Origin of the sequence: Jidongwangia harbinensis (assembly GCF_020216025.1) — a bacterium.
In the GTDB taxonomy this organism is placed as follows: Bacteria; Actinomycetota; Actinomycetes; order Mycobacteriales; family Micromonosporaceae; genus Actinoplanes; species Actinoplanes harbinensis.
The window spans coordinates 295,972-313,315 of sequence record NZ_JAIWNC010000004.1 but is presented as its reverse complement, the minus strand read 5'-3'; the positions used below and the strand labels follow the sequence as shown (position 1 = coordinate 313,315).

9 protein-coding genes are annotated in these 17,344 nt (G+C 74.0%); all 9 read left to right on the top strand.

The features are described from left to right. Window positions 1-465 precede the first annotated feature (465 nt). Window positions 466-2,202, top strand: a complete 1,737-nt coding sequence (locus tag LDL48_RS08180) for an ABC transporter (RefSeq protein WP_372472074.1) — start codon at window positions 466-468, stop codon at window positions 2,200-2,202. After that, window positions 2,199-3,884 (top strand): GTPase family protein, encoded by a 1,686-nt coding sequence (locus tag LDL48_RS08175; protein WP_225254405.1) that lies wholly within the window; start codon window positions 2,199-2,201, stop codon window positions 3,882-3,884. The genes LDL48_RS08180 and LDL48_RS08175 overlap by 4 nt, the downstream gene beginning before the upstream one ends. A gap of 34 nt (window positions 3,885-3,918) precedes the next feature. Continuing rightward, the gene (locus LDL48_RS08170) at window positions 3,919-5,151 is read left to right on the top strand and encodes a hypothetical protein (RefSeq protein WP_225254404.1); all 1,233 of its coding nucleotides are present in this window, start codon (window positions 3,919-3,921) and stop codon (window positions 5,149-5,151) included. Between the two features lie 2,291 nt (window positions 5,152-7,442). After that, window positions 7,443-8,582, top strand: coding sequence for a pyruvate dehydrogenase (acetyl-transferring) E1 component subunit alpha (gene pdhA / locus LDL48_RS08165; RefSeq protein WP_225254402.1), 1,140 nt, complete (start codon window positions 7,443-7,445; stop codon window positions 8,580-8,582). Beyond that, window positions 8,579-9,562 carry an alpha-ketoacid dehydrogenase subunit beta gene (locus LDL48_RS08160; RefSeq protein WP_225254494.1) on the top strand — a complete coding sequence of 328 codons (984 nt, stop codon included), beginning with the start codon at window positions 8,579-8,581 and terminating at the stop codon, window positions 9,560-9,562. Before pdhA ends, LDL48_RS08160 begins: the two co-directional genes overlap by 4 nt. 5 nt (window positions 9,563-9,567) lie before the next feature. Beyond that, the gene (locus tag LDL48_RS08155; RefSeq protein ID WP_225254401.1) at window positions 9,568-11,055 is read left to right on the top strand and encodes a dihydrolipoamide acetyltransferase family protein; all 1,488 of its coding nucleotides are present in this window, start codon (window positions 9,568-9,570) and stop codon (window positions 11,053-11,055) included. Between the two features lie 176 nt (window positions 11,056-11,231). Further along, window positions 11,232-11,369, top strand: a complete 138-nt coding sequence (locus LDL48_RS08150) for a hypothetical protein (protein WP_225254400.1) — start codon at window positions 11,232-11,234, stop codon at window positions 11,367-11,369. Window positions 11,370-11,790: 421 nt separating this feature from the next. Beyond that, complete coding sequence (locus LDL48_RS08145; RefSeq protein WP_225254399.1) at window positions 11,791-15,504, top strand: hypothetical protein; 3,714 nt, start codon at window positions 11,791-11,793, stop codon at window positions 15,502-15,504. Continuing rightward, window positions 15,504-17,318 (top strand): NHL domain-containing thioredoxin family protein, encoded by a 1,815-nt coding sequence (locus LDL48_RS08140; protein ID WP_225254398.1) that lies wholly within the window; start codon window positions 15,504-15,506, stop codon window positions 17,316-17,318. Before LDL48_RS08145 ends, LDL48_RS08140 begins: the two co-directional genes overlap by 1 nt. Window positions 17,319-17,344 lie beyond the last annotated feature (26 nt).

Here is a 17,344-nt window from a genome sequence, read left to right as displayed (position 1 = left end):
GCCGTCGCGGACGAGCCCGCTACGGACGAGCCTGCAGCGGCCGAGACCGCAACCAACGAGCCCGTCGCCGCCGAGCCCGCAACCAACGAGCCTGCTACGGCCGAGACCGCAACCGACGAGCCCGCCACCGCTGATCTCGACGTCACTGCCACCGCCGAGCCCGGGGCCACTGCCGCCGCCGAGCCGGACGGTGGCGGGGAGCCGGCCGAGGAACCCACCGAGGATGTCGCCGCGGCGGCGGGTGCCGGGCGGCGGCCTGAGACCCTTGCCGACACCGAGCGCGCCACACCGGCCGGCCAGGACACCGCGGCCGGCCAGGACACCGCGGCCGGCCAGGACACCGCGGCCATCCAGGACACCGCGGCCATCCGGGACACCGCGGCCATCCGGGACACCGTGGCCATCGACGACGCCCCGGCCGGCACCCCGACCGGCCAGGACACCCTGGTCGAGCCGCCGGCGGCCGTGGGTGCGCTGGCCACCGCCCTGAGCGCGTTGCGGGCGACCATCGGCGGCACGTCGTACCCCCTGGTCATGCCGTCCGCCGAGGACGCGCGCCGGGTCGGCGCCGCGCTCGTCGCGCAGCTCGACGACTATCTCCTGCCGCGCCTCGCGCGGCTCGACGCGCCGCTGCTCGTGGTGGTCGGCGGATCCACCGGCGCGGGCAAGTCCACGTTGGTCAACAGCCTGGTCCGGGCGCCGGTCAGCACCGCCGGCGTGCTGCGCCCGACCACCCGCTCCCCGGTGCTGGTGAGCCACCCGTCGGACCTGCCCTGGTTCCGCAAGGGCGAACTGCTGCCCGGCCTCACCCGTACCGCGGACTCCAGCTCGAGTCCGCGCACGCTGCAGCTGGTCGCGGCGCCCGCGCTCGGCCCCGGCCTGGCCTTCCTGGACGCCCCCGACATCGACTCGGTGGTGGACCGCAACCGGGCCCTGGCCGCCCAGCTGCTGGCCGCCGCCGACCTGTGGCTGTTCGTGACCACCGCGGCCCGCTACGCCGACGCCGTGCCGTGGGAGCTGCTCACCACCGCCCGCCTGCGCGGCACCGTGATCGCCCTGGTGCTGGACCGGGTGCCGCCGGAAGCGGCCGGTGAGATCTCCGCACACCTCGGCGAGATGCTGGCCGCGCACGACATGGCCGCGGCGCCGCTGTTCGTGCTGCCGGAGACCACGCTGGACCGGCAGGGACTGCTACCCGAGGACGTGACCCGGCCGCTGCACGACTGGTTCGCCCAGCTGGCGCAGGACGTCGGCGCACGGACCGCGGTGGTACGCCAGACGCTCGACGGTGCACTCGCCGCGCTCGGCCCGGCCGCCGAAGGACTCGCCGAGGCCGCGGACGACCAGGCCCGGGCCGCCCAGGCGCTGGAGGAGCGGGTCACCGCGGCGTACCGGCACGCCGGGCGGACCGTCGACGACGGCCTGCGCGACGGCCGGCTGCTACGCGGCGAGGTGCTGGCCCGCTGGCAGGAGTTCGTCGGCACCGGCGAGTTCCTGCGCACGCTGGAGTCCCGGGTGGGGCACCTGCGCGACCGGTTCGTCGCCGCGGTCACCGGGCGGCCGGCACCCGGGCGCAACCTGCAGGTGGCCCTGGAGTCGCAGATGGTCACGCTGCTGCGCGGGGTCGCGGCGGACGCCGCCGAACAGGCGTACCTGGCCTGGCAGGCGCACCCGGCCGGTGCCGCCCTGCTGGAGCCGTCGCTGCAACAGCCCAGCAAGGACCTGCCGGAACGGGCCGACCGGCTGGTCCGCGACTGGCAACAGTGGGTGCTCGACCTGGTGCGCCGGGAGGCCGCCGACAAGCGGCTGGTGGCCCGCGGTGCGGCGTACGCGGTGAACGGCCTCGGCCTGGCCGTGATGATCGCCGTCTTCACCTCGACCGCGTTCATCCCCACCGGCGCCGAGCTGGCCGTCGGCGCCGGCACCACGGTCGCCGCGCAGAAGGTGCTCGAGGCGGTCTTCGGAGACCAGGCGATCCGCGCCCTCGCCACCCGGGCGCGCGAGGACCTGCTGTCCCGGGTTAACGTGCTGCTCGAGGCGGAGGCGGCCCGATACTCGGAACGCACCGCGGCGGCCGGACTGGACCCGGAGCCGGGAGCGGCACTGCGCCGGGCCGCCGCCGATGTGGAACGCGCCAGGGGGGAGCTTGCGTTGACCGCTGCGGTAACCGCGACGCCGCTGCCCACCGGTGGCGCGACATGAGTCTGGTGGAGAAGGTGCGCGGCGCGTTGTCCGGCGACGACCGCCGGGTGGACGCCGAGCACCTGGTCGAGCGGCTGAGCGCGCTGTCCCGGTTCCTGCGCGTGGTCGACCCGTACCTTCCGGACAGTGACCTGGTCGCGGCGCACACCATGGTGGAACGCGCGGGCAGCCGGCTCGCGCTGTCCCAGGACCACACCGTGGTGGCGCTGGCCGGCAGCACCGGCAGCGGCAAGTCCAGCCTGTTCAACGCGCTGGCCCGGCTCAAACTGTCGCCGGTCGGGGTGCGCCGGCCCACCACCGGCGTGGCCCACGCCTGCGTGTGGGGTCCGCTGGAACCGGCGAACCGGCTGCTCGACTGGATCGGCGTACTCCCGCGCCAGCGTTTCATCCGGGAGAGCGCGCTGGACGGCGACGACGAGGCGGCGCTGCGCGGCCTGGTGCTGCTCGACCTGCCGGACTTCGACTCGGTGGAACGCGGGCACCGGCTCGAGGTGGACCGGCTGCTCGGACTGGTCGACCAGATCGTCTGGGTGGTGGACCCGCAGAAGTACGGCGACCGCATCCTGCACAACGCCTACCTGCAGCAGTTCCGGCAGCACGCGGACATCACCGTGGTGGTGCTGAACCAGGCCGACCGGCTGTCCGCGTCGGACACCGAACTCGTCCTCACCGATCTGAAGCGGCTGCTGGTGGAGGACGGGCTGGAGGGCGCACCGGCGCTGGCCACCTCGGCCAAGCAGCCCGGCATGCTCACCGAGCTGCGCGAGTCGCTGGAGAAGACGGTCGCCGAGCGGCAGGCCGCGCTGCGCCGCCTCGCCGGCGACCTGGACACGGTGAGTGAGCAGCTCGCCGACATGATCGGCCCGCCGGCCGCCGAGGACGAGGTGGACCGCGCGACGGTACGCCAGCTCGCCGACACCCTCGCCGCGTCCGCCGGAGTGCCCGCGGTGGCCGAGGCGACCGCGCACGCGTACCGGCACCGGGCCGCGGCCAACACCGGATGGCCGGTGGTCCGCGGGCTGCGCCGGCTGCGACCGGACCCGCTGAAGCGCCTGCACCTGTCCACCGAGCCGGCCGCCGCGGACCCGGTCTCCACCGAGGTCGTACCGCGTACCTCCCTGCCGGAGGCGGACGCGGCACAGAAGTCCGCGGTCGGCCTGAGCGTGCGCGCCGTCGCGGCGCGCGCGGCCGCACCGATCCCGGCGGTCTGGGCGCCCGCGCTGAACAACGCGGCCCGCTCGCGCACCGCCGACCTGCCCGACGCGCTGGACCGCGCGGTCGCCACCACCGACCTCGGCATGTCCCGCACCCCCGTCTGGTGGCGCGTCGTCGGTGCGCTGCAGTGGCTGTTCACGCTGGCCGCGGTGGCCGGGCTGGGTTGGTTGGTCGCCGGGTACGCGGTCCGCGCCCTCGGCCTGCCCAAACTCGAGCATCCCCAGGTGGGGGACGTGCCGCTGCCCACCCTGCTGCTGCTCGGCGGCCTGCTGGCGGGCCTGCTGATGTGGCTGCTGATGAAGCCGATCGTGGCGTGGGGCGCCCGACGCGCCCGGCACCGCGCCGACCAGCGGTTGCGCTCCGCGGTCACGGATGTCGCCCGGGAGTACGTGGTGGCGCCGGTACGCGAGGTCCTGCACGCGTACGCCCAGGCCCGAGAGGCGCTCACCGCCGTGCGTTCGGAGTAGGTTCAGCGGCTTCCGTGGCGGGTAGGCTCGCGGCATGCCGGCACCTCAGACTCCGTACGAAGCGGTCCTCCACGCGGCCCGCGACGTGGCGAAGCTCGACTGCGCCCTGGACGCCGAGATGCTGGGCACCGCACTCCTCGGAAGTGTGTACGCGGTGGCCGAGACCGATCGCGCCACCGCGGTCCGCGACTTCGTGGGCCAGTTCCTCGGCGCCACCACCCGCCGCCGCACCGCCGCGGCCACCACCATCCGCGAGGTGTTCGCCCGGCTGGTACCGGACGCCGACGGCGCGGCCACGGTCCGCCACGGCACCACCGCTCCGCCCTGGACCGAGCAGCTCGGCCGGGTACATCCGACCGGCTGCTACGCCTACGGCGACGTGTACGGCGACCAGACGTCCTACCTGGTCACCTTCGCCTATGAGGACACCACCGCCGGCGGGCCGGACCACGCGGTGGTCGCGCTGGTCGACCACAACATCGGCATCACCAAGGATCTGTACGTGGGCAGCTCGGCCGAACGCATCCTGGGGCAGGTCCGGGAGATGTGCGGCGGCGACGACCTCACCTGGTTCCGGGAGGAGGACCCGGGCCGGCTGCGCCACGAGGTCGGCCGCCACCTGGAGATCACCGACCAGCTGAGCGAGCTGCCCGCCGACGGCTCGCTGTCCACCGACCGCGCGCTGGCCGCCTCCCGGCTGGCGCTGCTGCCCGCGCCCAACACCCCGCCGCTGCACGAGCCGGCCGGCCCGGAGCTGTCCGCCGCGGAACGGGAACGGCTGATCCGCGACTTCCTGGCCTCCCCCGAGGCGGTCCGTTTCGGGCTGGACGCGGTGCACGCCGACGACGAACTGGCGTCGCTGCACTTCTGCCTGAGCCTGATCACCGACCACGCGGCCGGCCTGCCCGACCCGGACCCGCTGCGCTGGAGTCCCGCGGTGGCGGGCCTGTTCCTGCTCGACTGGGTGCACCGGCGCGCGGTCCTGGACATGGACGACGCCGCCATGCTTCCCCGGGTGACCCGGGCCTGGTCGGCGTACGCCACCCGCCGCCGCGGCCTGCCCACCGCCGCGGCCCAGCAGACCGACAGCGTGCTCGAGGACATGATCCCCGAGTTCGCCCGCCTGTACGCCACCGGCGAACGCCGCAGCCCCGCCACGGCCGCGGTGGCCCAGCTGATCTCCGAAGGCGTGGACCCCAACGACGCCGAGGCCATCGACGCCTGGATCGACAACAACCGCCACCGCCTGCGCGACGACCCCTCCTGACCTGCGCGGTCGTTGCCCTGCGCGGTCGTTGCCCTGCGCGGTCGTTGCCCTGCGCGGTCGTTGCCCTGCGCGGTCGTTCCCTGCCCGGCCGGCGCTCAGCCTGGGGTGCGCTCGGCGTGGTGCCGGCCCACCCGAGAGAGGCGGTGGTGGGCGGCGATGTCGTCGGTGCGGTGGGAGCCGCGGTACTCGCCCCGCTCCGGCCTGCCGTTCGTGTGATGACGCCGGCTGTTGTGGGTGCGGTCGGCACCCCCGGTGGAGCGGACGTTGTGCGGGCGATCGGCCACTGGTGACCTCCGGCTGTGCGGGGACCGGTCGACGGACCGGTCCCGGGCGGTGGACGGAATGATCTGAGGACGCGACGGCTGGTCGTCGGTGTGCGAGGTGGTTCCGTTCGGTTCGTCCGTGCGGTCGGGCTCGGCGGTCCGGTCAGGTGCGGGGGCATGGCCAGGCTCGTCGTCGGACCGCGTGGACCTCTCGGGCTGACCGGGGTCGGGCGACTCCTCCGCTGGGACCTCGCGACTCTCGTCCACCCCGTAACCGTCGCCATGCGCTCCCGCCCGATCACCGTCGCCGTCCGGTTCCGGCTCGGATGGCTCATCCGGCTCGGATGGCTCATCCGGCTCGGCCACCGGCTCGGCGGCGTGGTTGACGGGTGCTTCATCCGTGACCGCCGAGTCGGCACGATCGGGGCTCGCGTCGTCCGGAGCCTGCGGTTCGCCGTGGCCGGCCGAGTCGATGTGGACCGCCGCGGTGCGCTTCCGGCCGGCCTGGCCAGGGAACCGGTACGCGTGGTGTCCGGCGTCTTCGCACCGCCAGCGCCCGGACCAGCCGGGCCGATGGTGGTGCGGCGGCCGCGAACCGCACTTCCCGCGATCGTGGCAGGCGGCGTGGCCGGGATGCGCGGGACCATCGGGCTGCTGGGAACCGCCAGGATGATGCCACTCGCCGCCCATCTCCCCGGGATGTGGCGAATCCGGGTCGTCTGGGTTGTCGGGATTGTCCTCCCAGCCCGGGGTGGACGGCTCCCGCGGCCACTCCGGCCAGGACGGCCCGGCCCAGCCGCCCGGCTCGCCAGGACGAGACGGCCACTCCGGCTCCACCGGCCACTCCGGCTCCACCGGCCAACCCGGCGAGCCCGGCACCGCAGGCGACCCCGGCACCTCAGGCGTGCCAGGCACAGAAGGCGACCCCGGCAGCTGAGGCGACCCCGGCAACAGAGGCGACCCCGGCAACAGAGGCGACCCCGGCAACAGAGGGGAGCCAGGCAGAAGAGGGGAGCCAGGCAGAAGAGGGGAGCCAGGCAGAAGAGGCCACCCCGGCACGAGAGGGGTCCCAGGCGCGAGAGGAGAGCCCGGCGACCCAGGCTTACCCGGCAGATCGGGCGAACCAGGAGCCCCACCGCCCCCAGGCGACCCCCACCCCACCGGCCGCGCTGCCCCGGAACCCGACCCGCCCGGCCGCCGGCCGACGTACCCGGATCCCCTGGCCTCCCGCCTCCCGGCGCCGGCGTCCCCTTCGGACGGCGGGACCTTGACGGTGCGCCGCCCGGCCTGTCCGCGTACCCCTGCTCCGGGGTCCTCCGCCGGCCGCTCCGGCTCGGCCTGGGGTGGCGGCGACCCGGACGGCCGGGGCAGTACCGGCCCACCCGACGGCAGCGGCAGGAACGGCACGTCCATCGCGCCGCTGGTGCCGTCGTCGAGTTCGTTGGAGCCGGCCATGATGGCGGCGAGCGTGGGCAGCGACGCCAGGCCGACGAGCATCGCGACGATCAGGACGTATCGGCGGGTCGGTCCGGAGAGGCCGTCGGCGCGGTAGACGCCGTCGAGGCGCTTGCGTAGCACCTTGACCGGCGGTATCAGCCGTTCGTCGTCCGGCTCCCGCACTCGCGACACCCCCGCAATGATCAACCTGGATGGTCTGGCATGTGGGTGAACGACGGGCACTCATATCGGCAGCGGCGTCGGGACGGCGTTCGTGCGGAAGTGACCGTACGAAAGTCTCTTATGCGGACAAATACAGGCAGCTATGTGTCGGGAGAATTTCCCGACTGTGATCCATCCGACCTGTAACCCGCCTCACGTTCTCTGTCAGGATGGGTGCGACGGCACCGCTGCCGTCGTCTTCGCGATCAGCGGGGCGCGGCGGTGGGGACCGTCACTCCCCGGCGGGGTCTCGGCCCGCGCCGAACTGCCGCGCGGCAACCTCACCCAGGCCAGGCGCGGCGCCACAGCGGTCCGCCGCGCGGACGGGTAACCCCCGCCGTGGGCGCAAAGATGAACAGGGAGACACGGATGGCGAACGGCGAGAGCGAAGTCGGGGCCGACGCCCCGGCCGGTGGCTTCGTCCAACTACTCACCCCCGACGGCGAGCGCGTCGACAGCGTCACCACCGACGGCGGCGTGACGTATTCGGTCGACTTCACCGACGACGAGTACCGCGAGCTGTACCGGGACCTGGTCACGGTTCGGCGGCTGGACGCCGAGGCCACGGCGCTGCAGCGGCAGGGCGAGCTGGGCATCTGGGCCAGCCTGCTGGGCCAGGAGGCGGCGCAGGTGGGCTCCGGCCGCGCCCTGCGGCCCCAGGACATGGCGTTCCCGACGTACCGGGAACACGGTGTCCTCTACACCCGCGGGATCGACCCGATCATGCCGTTCGGCCTGTTTCGCGGCGTCGACCAGGGCGGCTGGGACCCGAACGAGTTCAAGTTCAACACGTACACGATCGTGATCGGCGCGCAGACGCTGCACGCCACCGGGTACGCCATGGGCGTCACCATGGACGGCAAGACCGGCAACCCGGACGGCGAGGCGGTGATCGCGTACTTCGGTGACGGCGCCACCAGCCAGGGTGACGTGAACGAGGCGTTCGTCTGGTCCGGCGTGTTCAACGCCCCGATCGTCTTCTTCTGCCAGAACAACCAGTATGCGATCTCCGAGCCGCTGGAACGGCAGACCCGCATCCCGCTGTACCGCCGCGCCGACGGCTACGGCTTCCCCGGCGTCCGGATCGACGGCAACGACGTGCTGGCCTCGTACGCCGTGACCCGGGCCGCGCTGGACCACGCCCGCAACGGCGAGGGTCCGACGCTGATCGAGGCGTACACCTACCGGATGGGCGCGCACACCAGCTCGGACGACCCGACCCGGTACCGGATCGCCAGCGAGGTCGAGTCCTGGAAGGCCAAGGACCCGATCAGCCGGCTGCGCACCTTCCTCGCCAAGCAGCAGCTCGCCGACGACACGTTCTTCGCCGAGGTGGACGAGACCGCCCGGACGGTGGCCCTCGACCTGCGCGAACGTGTCCTGGCCATGCCGGACCCCCAGCCGGTCACGATGTTCGACAACGTGTACCCCGAGGGTTCGCCGGAACTCGACGCGCAGCGTGCGGCGTTCGCCCGCTACCAGGCCTCGTTCGAGGGGAGTGCGCACTGATGACCGAGACCGTGACGCTCGGCAAGGCCCTCAACCACGGCCTGCGCCGCGCCCTCGAGAACGACCCCAAGGTGCTGATCATGGGAGAGGACGTCGGCAAGCTCGGCGGCGTCTTCCGGATCACCGACGGACTGCAGAAGGACTTCGGCGAGAACCGCGTCATCGACACCCCGCTCGCCGAGTCCGGCATCATCGGCACCGCGATCGGCCTGGCCATCCGCGGGTACCGACCGGTCTGCGAGATCCAGTTCGACGGGTTCGTCTTCCCGGCGTTCGACCAGATCGTGTCGCAGGTGTCCAAGATGCACTACCGGTCGCTGGGCAAGGTCCGGCTGCCGATCGTCATCCGGATCCCGTTCGGCGGCGGCATCGGCGCGGTCGAGCACCACTCCGAGTCACCCGAGGCGTACTTCTCGCACACCCCCGGCCTCAAGGTCGTGAGCTGCTCGAACCCGTCGGACGCGTACCACATGATCCAGCAGTCGATCGTCTCCGACGACCCGGTGGTGTTCTTCGAGCCGAAGCGCCGCTACTGGGAGAAGGGCCCGGTCGACCTGGCCGGCACCCCGGATCTTCCGTTGCACACCGCGCGGGTGGTCCAGGAGGGCACGGACGCGACCGTGGTGGCGTACGGCCCGATGGTCCGCACGGCGCTGGAGGCCGCGCAGGCCGCCGCGGAGGACGGGCGCCGGATCGAGGTGATCGACCTGCGTACCCTCTCGCCTCTTGATCTCGGCCCGGTCCACGAGTCGGTACGCAAGACCGGTCGCTGCGTGGTCGTGCACGAGGCCCCCGGAAACCTCGGCCTCGGCGCCGAGGTCGCGGCGCGGGTCACCGAGGAGTGCTTCTACTCCCTGGAGGCGCCGGTGCTCCGGGTGACCGGCTTCGACGTGCCCTATCCGGCCGCCCGCGTCGAGGAGGAGTACCTCCCCGATCTGGACCGGGTGCTGGACGCCGTCGACCGTTCGTTCGGCTGGTGACGCCGATGTCCCGGATCAAGGAATTCAACCTGCCCGACCTCGGCGAGGGTCTGACCGAGGGCGAGATCCTGTCCTGGCTGGTCAAGGTCGGTGACACGATCGAGCTGAACCAGCCCATCGTCGAGGTGGAGACCGCGAAGGCCGCGGTCGAGATCCCGGCGAAGTGGGCCGGCGTGGTCACCCGGATCTTCGCCGAGGCCGGCACGACCGTCGAGGTGGGCGCGCCGATCGTGGCGATCGACACCGATCCGTCGGCCGGCGCGCTGCCGGAACCGTCCGCGGATTCGCTGGCCGCAGTCGAGGTGGCTCCGGCCGAGGGTGCGGTCGAACCCGGCATGATCGGTGGTCCGGCGCCGGGCGGCCGCACCGCGGTGCTGGTCGGTTACGGCCCGAAGACCACAAGCGCCAAGAGACGACCCCGCATGGGTACGCCGGCCGGGTCCCCAACCGCAACAACCCCGGCCCCGTCCCCCACCGCGCCCGTGTCCGCGCCGCCGGCCGCGTCCGCACCGCCCACCGCGCCCGTGTCCGCGCCGCCGGCCGTGTCCGCACCGCCCACCGCGTCCGTGTCCGCGCCGCCGGCCGTGTCCGCACCGCCCACCGCGGGTCGGGCGCTGGCCAAGCCGCCGGTGCGGAAGCTGGCCCGGGATCTGGGTGTCGACCTCGGGACGCTGACCGGGACCGGGCCGCTCGGTTCGGTCACCCGCGACGACGTGCAGCGGGCGGCCGCCCGTACCGAAGCGGTGGTCGTGGCGCCACCCACCGCCGCGCCGGCGGCCTTCGACGCGGCGCGCGAGCAGCGGATTCCGGTCAAGGGGGTCCGCAAGCTCACGGCGGAGAACATGGTCGCCTCGGCGTTCAGCGCGCCGCACGTCACGGAGTTCCTGACCGTCGACGTGACCCGCACGATGAAGGCGCTGGAGCGGCTCAAGGGCCGGCCGGAGTTCCGGGACCTGCGGATCTCGCCACTGCTGCTGGTGGCCAAGGCGGTCCTGCTCGCGATCAAGCGGCATCCCATGATCAACTCGACCTGGTTGGGCGCGACCAACGAGATCGTGGTGAAGGATTACGTCAACCTCGGCATCGCCGCGGCCACCGAGCGCGGGTTGATCGTGCCGAACGTCAAGGACGCCGGCCGGTTGACCCTGCGGGAGCTGGCCGAGGCGTTGAACGCGCTGGTCCAGACCGCCAAGTCGGGCCGGACCCCGCCGTCGGACATGGCCGCCGGGACGTTCTCGATCACCAACGTGGGTGTGTTCGGCGTGGACACCGGCACGCCGATCCTGCCTCCGGGCGAGTCGGCGATCCTGGCATTCGGGGCGATCCGGCCCACCCCGTGGGTGCACAAGGACAAGATCAAGGTGCGCCAGGTGACGACGCTCGCGCTCTCCTTCGATCACCGGATCGTCGACGGCGAACTGGGCTCGAAGTTCCTCCGCGACGTCGGCGCGTTCCTCGCGGATCCGGAGGGGGCGCTCCTCGCCTGGACGTAGGGTTACCGGCGGATGTTCGGCAAGTGGATTTCTCAACTTACGATCCTTAGGCACGTGCGCGGCGTCACCCCATAATCGTTTGGTGTACGGCTCTCGGCGAGAGACACTTGTGTCAGACCAAGAGAGACGAGCAGCAAAGACGGGCCGACCACGGCCCACGGGAAGTGAGCACCGCCATGAGCATGCTGGACCGGATCCGCCGCCGCCGGATGATCACCCGCCACACCCGCGCCATCGAGCGCGCGTGGCAGTCAGCGCCGACGCAGTCGATGCGCGACGAGATCGCCCTGTTCGCGCAGCGTCGCCCCTTCTGAGCCACCGCACCCTCCCCTCGCTGCACTCGCAGCACGACGGCCCGCCCGGTCACCCCGGGCGGGCCGTTCTCGTCTCCGCCGCCGCCCCGGTCCGGTTCCGTCACGTGACCTCGGTCATCGAGCCAGGTCGGGATCTTCGCCCACCGGCCACGATCCCCGCCAAACCGTCCCATCCGCGTTCCACCGCAGGTCGGAGCCCATATCGGGGTCGCCGGAGCCGCTCCGAGTGCGTTGCCGGACGCCCTCTTCGGGCGTACACCGGGATTCCGGCGGTACCCGACGCCCGGTACGGTTGGCACGGTCGCCACCCGGCCCGGCCCGGCCGGACGGCGACAGGGAGCCACGCCTCTTTCCCCCGAGGCGACGGGCTCTCCGGCCGGGTCGACAGCTGGCACGGCCGACAGTGATAGAGGAGGCGCGTATGACGTCCGAGGGGCAGCACGCCGGCCGACAGCCGGCCGAGGCCACGTCGGGCGGCGGAGCCGAGCAGTTCGGCACCGACGGATTCCCGCCGGACCCGGATGGCGACCAGCCCGGCGGACCGCCCGGCACCGGCCGCCCGCCGGCGACCGGTTCCACGGTCCCACCGGCAGCACCTCCGGCGGCGTACCCTCCTCCGGCGCAGCGGCCGGCCGCCAGCTTCCCTCCGGCGCAGCCGCCGGTCTCCGCCTTCCCTCCGGCGCAGCCGCCGACCGCCAGCTTCCCTCCGGCGCAGCCGCCGACCGCCAGCTTCCCTCCGGCGCAGCCGCCCGCGTCCGGCTATCCCCCGGCGCAGCCCGGGGCGGCCGGATTCCCCCCGGCGCAGCCGCCCGTCTCGGGGTACTCCCCCGCGCAGCCGCCCGCCGCCGGCTACTCCCCGCCGCAGCCGCCGCCCGCCTCGGGGTACCCCCCGCCGCAGCCGCCCGCCGGGAGCGACTACCCGGGCGCCTCGGCGTCGGAGCCGAACTCGTACGCGCCGCCACCACACGCCACCCCGAACGGTGGATCGCCGTTCGTGGTCCCCGCCGTGCCCGTGTTCGGCCAGGCACCCGACCGCCCCGGACCCGACGGACGGCCGTTCGCCGAGGCTCCGCCCAACCGGTACGGCCTGCCCACCGCGGACGCCCACCGGGACCGCCAGACTCCACCGGCCGCGTCGACCCCCGAAGCCCACCCGGCCGGCGGTTCCGACGCCGCCGACGGCACGCTGCCCCGGCGCGGCAACCCGCTCCCCCAGCGCAACGCCGCGTTCGGAGCCGCATCGCCGTTCGACCAGGTACCGCCACCCGAGCGGAACGCGCCGCCGTCGGCCTGGGCGCCGCCCCCGCCACCGCCCGCCGCCGGAGACGACCCGTTCGGCCGCTCCGGCGAATCGCACCCGTACCGCGGCGGTGACGAATCCCAGCCCCACCGTGCGGCCGACGTGCCGGCCGGCGACTACCACGGCTTCGCGCCCGGCTCGCCCACCCGCGGCTCCGCCGGCGACGACCCGCAGGACCGCCCCGGCACCCCGGCCGACCGGCCGCCCGGCGTCTCGGCCTTCGGCGACCAGCGCGTCCGCGTCCCCGGCGCCACCCTCACCGGCCTGCCCGACACCGCACCGGCCGGCAACGGCGACGCGCTGCCCCGCCGCACCCCGGACAACGCCGGCCAGGCACCGGACGGCGGGCCGGGCTCGGTGACGCCGTTCCCGGCGGCCGCGGCCTTCGGCGAGCCACCGGTCAACCAGGAAGCGGCCCGCGAACGCTCGGCGGTGCAGAACGCGTTCGGCCGGCGGTCACCCGCGCAGCGCCCACCCGCGACGCCCTTCAGCGCCCCGGCCTCCGGCGCCGACTCCGGTCCGTCGGCCTTCGGCGCGCCGGCATCCGATTCTGAGTCCGGCGGCATGCCCGGCAGCGGTCAGCCGTCGGTCGGGCCGTTCGGACCACGGCCCTCCTCCGCCACGTTCGGCCAGCCGGCCGCCGATGCGCGGACGGGCTCTGACGCGTCGCCGACCTCGGGCGCGCGGTCCGGTGACGACTTCTTCGGTGGATCGGGCGGCGCGTCGCCGTTCCGGCAGTCCGGTCCCGCGGAGGGATCTGCGGGGAGCCCGTTCGGTTCGGCCGGGGACTTCGACCGGTCCGGCTCCGGAGCGGACGCCGACCAGCCGCCGTTCGGCACATCCAACTCCGCCGGGCCCTTCGACCGGCCCGGCCAGGGAGCGGACGCCAACCAGTCGCCGTTCGGCCGCAGCGCGGCAGACCAGCCTGAGTTCGGCCGTCCTGCCCCGGACCAACCCGAATTCGGCCGCTCCGCCCCGGACCAACCCGAATTCGGCCGCTCCGCCCCGGACCAACCCGAATTCGGCCGCCCCGCCTCCGACCAGGCCGAATTCGGCCGGCCCGGCTCGGGGGGAGGTGCGTCATTTGCCACAGATGCCCCGTTCGGCTCGCCGACCGATGACCCGCCGGCCGTGGCCGAGGCGCGCAACGACGCGGTACCGGGCCCCCGGGACCCGGCCGAGCGACCCGCCCCGGCCACCGGCACCGCCCGGCCCGTCACGGCCAGCGCCTCGGTGCCGGCAGCAAGCCGGGTAGCCCCGCCCGCCGACGGAGAGGACGCCGCGCCGCCCACTCCGGCGCCGCAGGCCCGGGTCTACGGCCGCGCCGCCCAGCCGCAGGCCGACGAGGAACAGCCTGCCGAGCGGAAGATCGAGGACGTGTCCGGCGCCTGGCCGTGGGACGTCAAGCGCCAGCGTGAGTCGAGTGCGCAGGACGAACCCGGTCAGCAGCCCGAAGCCTGGTCGCCCAACGCGGACGAGACCCGGCCGGAACCACGCCCCGGCCGCTGGTCACCCACGGGTGAGTCGGAGCAGCGTCCCGCCGACGCCTGGTCCCCCGCCGCGAACGACAACCGGGCGGAGCGACCCTCCGGCCCCTGGACTCCCGGCACCGACGACAACCGGGCTGAGCAGCCCTCCGGCCCCTGGTCCCCCGGCACCGACGACAACCGGGCTGAGCAGCGCCCCGGTGCCTGGTCACCGGCCGGCGAGCAGGACGGGCGTCCGGCCGGCTCCTGGGCGGCCGCGGCGCCGCCCGCACAACCCGCTGCCGGTGACTGGGGACTCGCCCGGAAGCCGAACCCGCCCGCGGCGGGCGCCTGGTCGCCCGACAACGACGGTGACGGCCAGCGCGCCGCGGGCGCCTGGTCGCCCGACAACGACAGTGACGGCCAGCGTGCCGCGGGCGCCTGGTCGCCCGGCTCGGACCCGGGCGGGCCCGATTCGCGTCCCGGTGCCTGGGCGCCGCCCGGATCGGAACGCGGCGCCGAGGGTTCCCCGTTCCCCGGTCGCTCCGACGAGCCGGGTGGCGCGATACCGCCCGGACCGGCACCGCAGTCCCCGGCCCGCGTCTCCGGCCGGGCCAGTGCCAGCGCCCGGGTCAGCCCGCCCGCGCCGGACGGACCGGGCGGGGGGCACGGTGGAACGCCGTACAGCGAATTCACCACGGACGTCGCCGGTCGCAGCCGGCCCCCGGAGCCGTACAGCGAGCACACGACCGACATCTCCGGCCGCGGTCGCTCGGACCAGCCGTACGTGCCGGCGCCGGCGCTGCCGTCCATGCACGCCGCTCCGCCGCGGATCGACGGCTTCCCGCCGGCCGGTCAGCCGCAGACGGAGGACGACCCCCGGATGGGCGGTGCGTTCCCGGGACCGCCCAACCGCGCCACCGTGACGCCGCCCGGCCCGAGTGAGACGACCAGTTGGCCCGCCGCGGACGAGTCCGATCCGGACGATTCCCAGGGACGGTTCGACCAGTTCAAGGCGGAGATCGTCGAGGTCGCGCCGGGTAACAAGCCGGAGACTCCGCACGTCCGGATGCTGCCGGTGCTGCTCGGTGTGATCATCGGTGCCGCGTTGCTGGTGGGGCTCGCGTTCGGCCTGGTGTACCTGATCTCCGGTGGCGACTCGGAGAGCGGGTTCAGCGTCAGCGCCGGCGAGTGCGTCAAGCGGGACGGTGACGAGGCGGTCAAGGCGAGCTGTGGCGATGCGGGCGCGTTCGAGGTGGTGTCCGTCGCGGACACCAAGGAGCAGTGCGCCGATCCCGGGCAGCCGTACGTGCTGAACCCGACCACCGACGGCCGTACCCAGGTGCTCTGCCTGAAGCCTCGCAGCTGATGGCCGAGCCGCGTGGCGCGCGGGTGCGCGCCCCGGAGTTGCGGGGGCGCGGCTGGTTGAACACCGGCGGCCGGGCACTCAGCCTGGCCGACCTGCGCGGCAAGATCCTGCTGCTCGACTTCTGGACGTTCTGCTGCATCAACTGCCTGCACGTGCTCGACGAGCTGCGGCCGCTCGAGGAGAAGTACGGCGACGTGCTGGTGGTGATCGGCGTGCACTCGCCGAAGTTCGAGCACGAGCGGGACCCGGCGGCGCTGGCCGCGGCGGTGGAACGCTACGGCGTGCACCACCCGGTCCTCGACGACGCCGACATGGTGATGTGGCAGCAGTACGCGGCCAAGGCCTGGCCGACGCTGTCGGTGGTCGACCCGACCGGCTACCTGGTGGCGTCGATGGCCGGCGAGGGGCACGCCGAGGGGCTGGCGCGTCTGCTCGACGAACTGGTGGCGGAGCACGAGGCGAACGGCACGTTGCATCGCGGCGACGGCCCGTACGTGCCGCCCGCCGAGCCGGGCACCGCGTTGCGTTTCCCGGGCAAGGCGATCGAGCTGCCGGGCGGCACGCTGCTGGTGTCCGACTCCGCCCGGCATTCGCTGGTCGAGCTGGCCGCGGACGGCGAGACCGTGGTACGCCGCATCGGCACCGGCGAGCGGGGCCGTACCGACGATCCGCCGCGTTTCTCCGAGCCGCAGGGCCTGTGCCTGCTGCCGGAGCGGGTGGCCGCGCTCACCGGGTACGACGTGGTGGTCGCCGACACCGTGAACCACCTGATCCGGGGCCTGAAGCTGGACACCGGCGCGGTCACCACGGTGGCGGGCAGCGGGCGGCCGTGGCGGTCCACCGTGGACGACCGCCCGCACGACGCGCTCGCCGCCGACCTCTCCTCGCCCTGGGACGTGGCCTGGTACGAAGACCAGATCGTCGTCGCCATGGCCGGAATCCACCAGCTGTGGTGGTTCGACCCGGTGAAACGGACCGTGGGGGTGTACGCCGGCACCACGGTCGAGTCGCTGCGTGACGGCCCGCTGCCGGACGTGTGGATGGCGCAGCCGTCCGGTCTGTCCGTAGGCGGGGACCGGCTGTGGATCGCAGACAGCGAGACGTCCGCACTGCGCTGGATCGCCGGCGGCGTACTGCACACCGCGGTGGGTCAGGGCCTGTTCGACTTCGGGCACGCCGACGGCCCGGCCGCGGAGGCGTTGCTGCAGCACCCGCTGGGTCTCGCCGCGCTGCCCGACGGCGGCGTCCTGGTCGCGGACACCTACAACGGCGCGGTACGCCGGTACGACCCGGCCACCGGCACCGTGTCGACCGTCGACTCGGGCCTGTCCGAGCCGAGCGACATCCTGGTCACCGGCGGCGGCGAGGTGATCGTGGTGGAGTCCGGTGCGCATCGGCTGACCCGCCTGGCGCCCGGTGCCGTGCGGACCGTGCTAGGCGAGCGGCACCGCACCGAGCGGCCGCCGTCCGCGATCGCCCCGGGCGAGGTCACGCTGGACGTGATCTTCACGCCCGCCCCGGGCCAGAAGCTGGACGAGACGTACGGGCCGTCGACCCGGCTGGAGGTCTCGGCCGCACCGCCGGAGTTGCTGCTCGACGGCGCCGGGACCGGCACCGACCTGTCCCGGCGGCTGGCGGTCAACCCGGCGGTGTCGAAGGGCATCCTGCAGGTGGTGGCGCAGGCGGCGACGTGCGACGCGGACGTCGAGCACGCCGCGTGCCACCTGACCCGCCAGGACTGGGGTGTGCCGGTGGTGGTGGACCCGGTCGCCGGGGACCGTCTGCCCCTGATCCTGCGTGGTCTGGACGGGTGAGCGTATTCACCACCCAGAAGCTACCT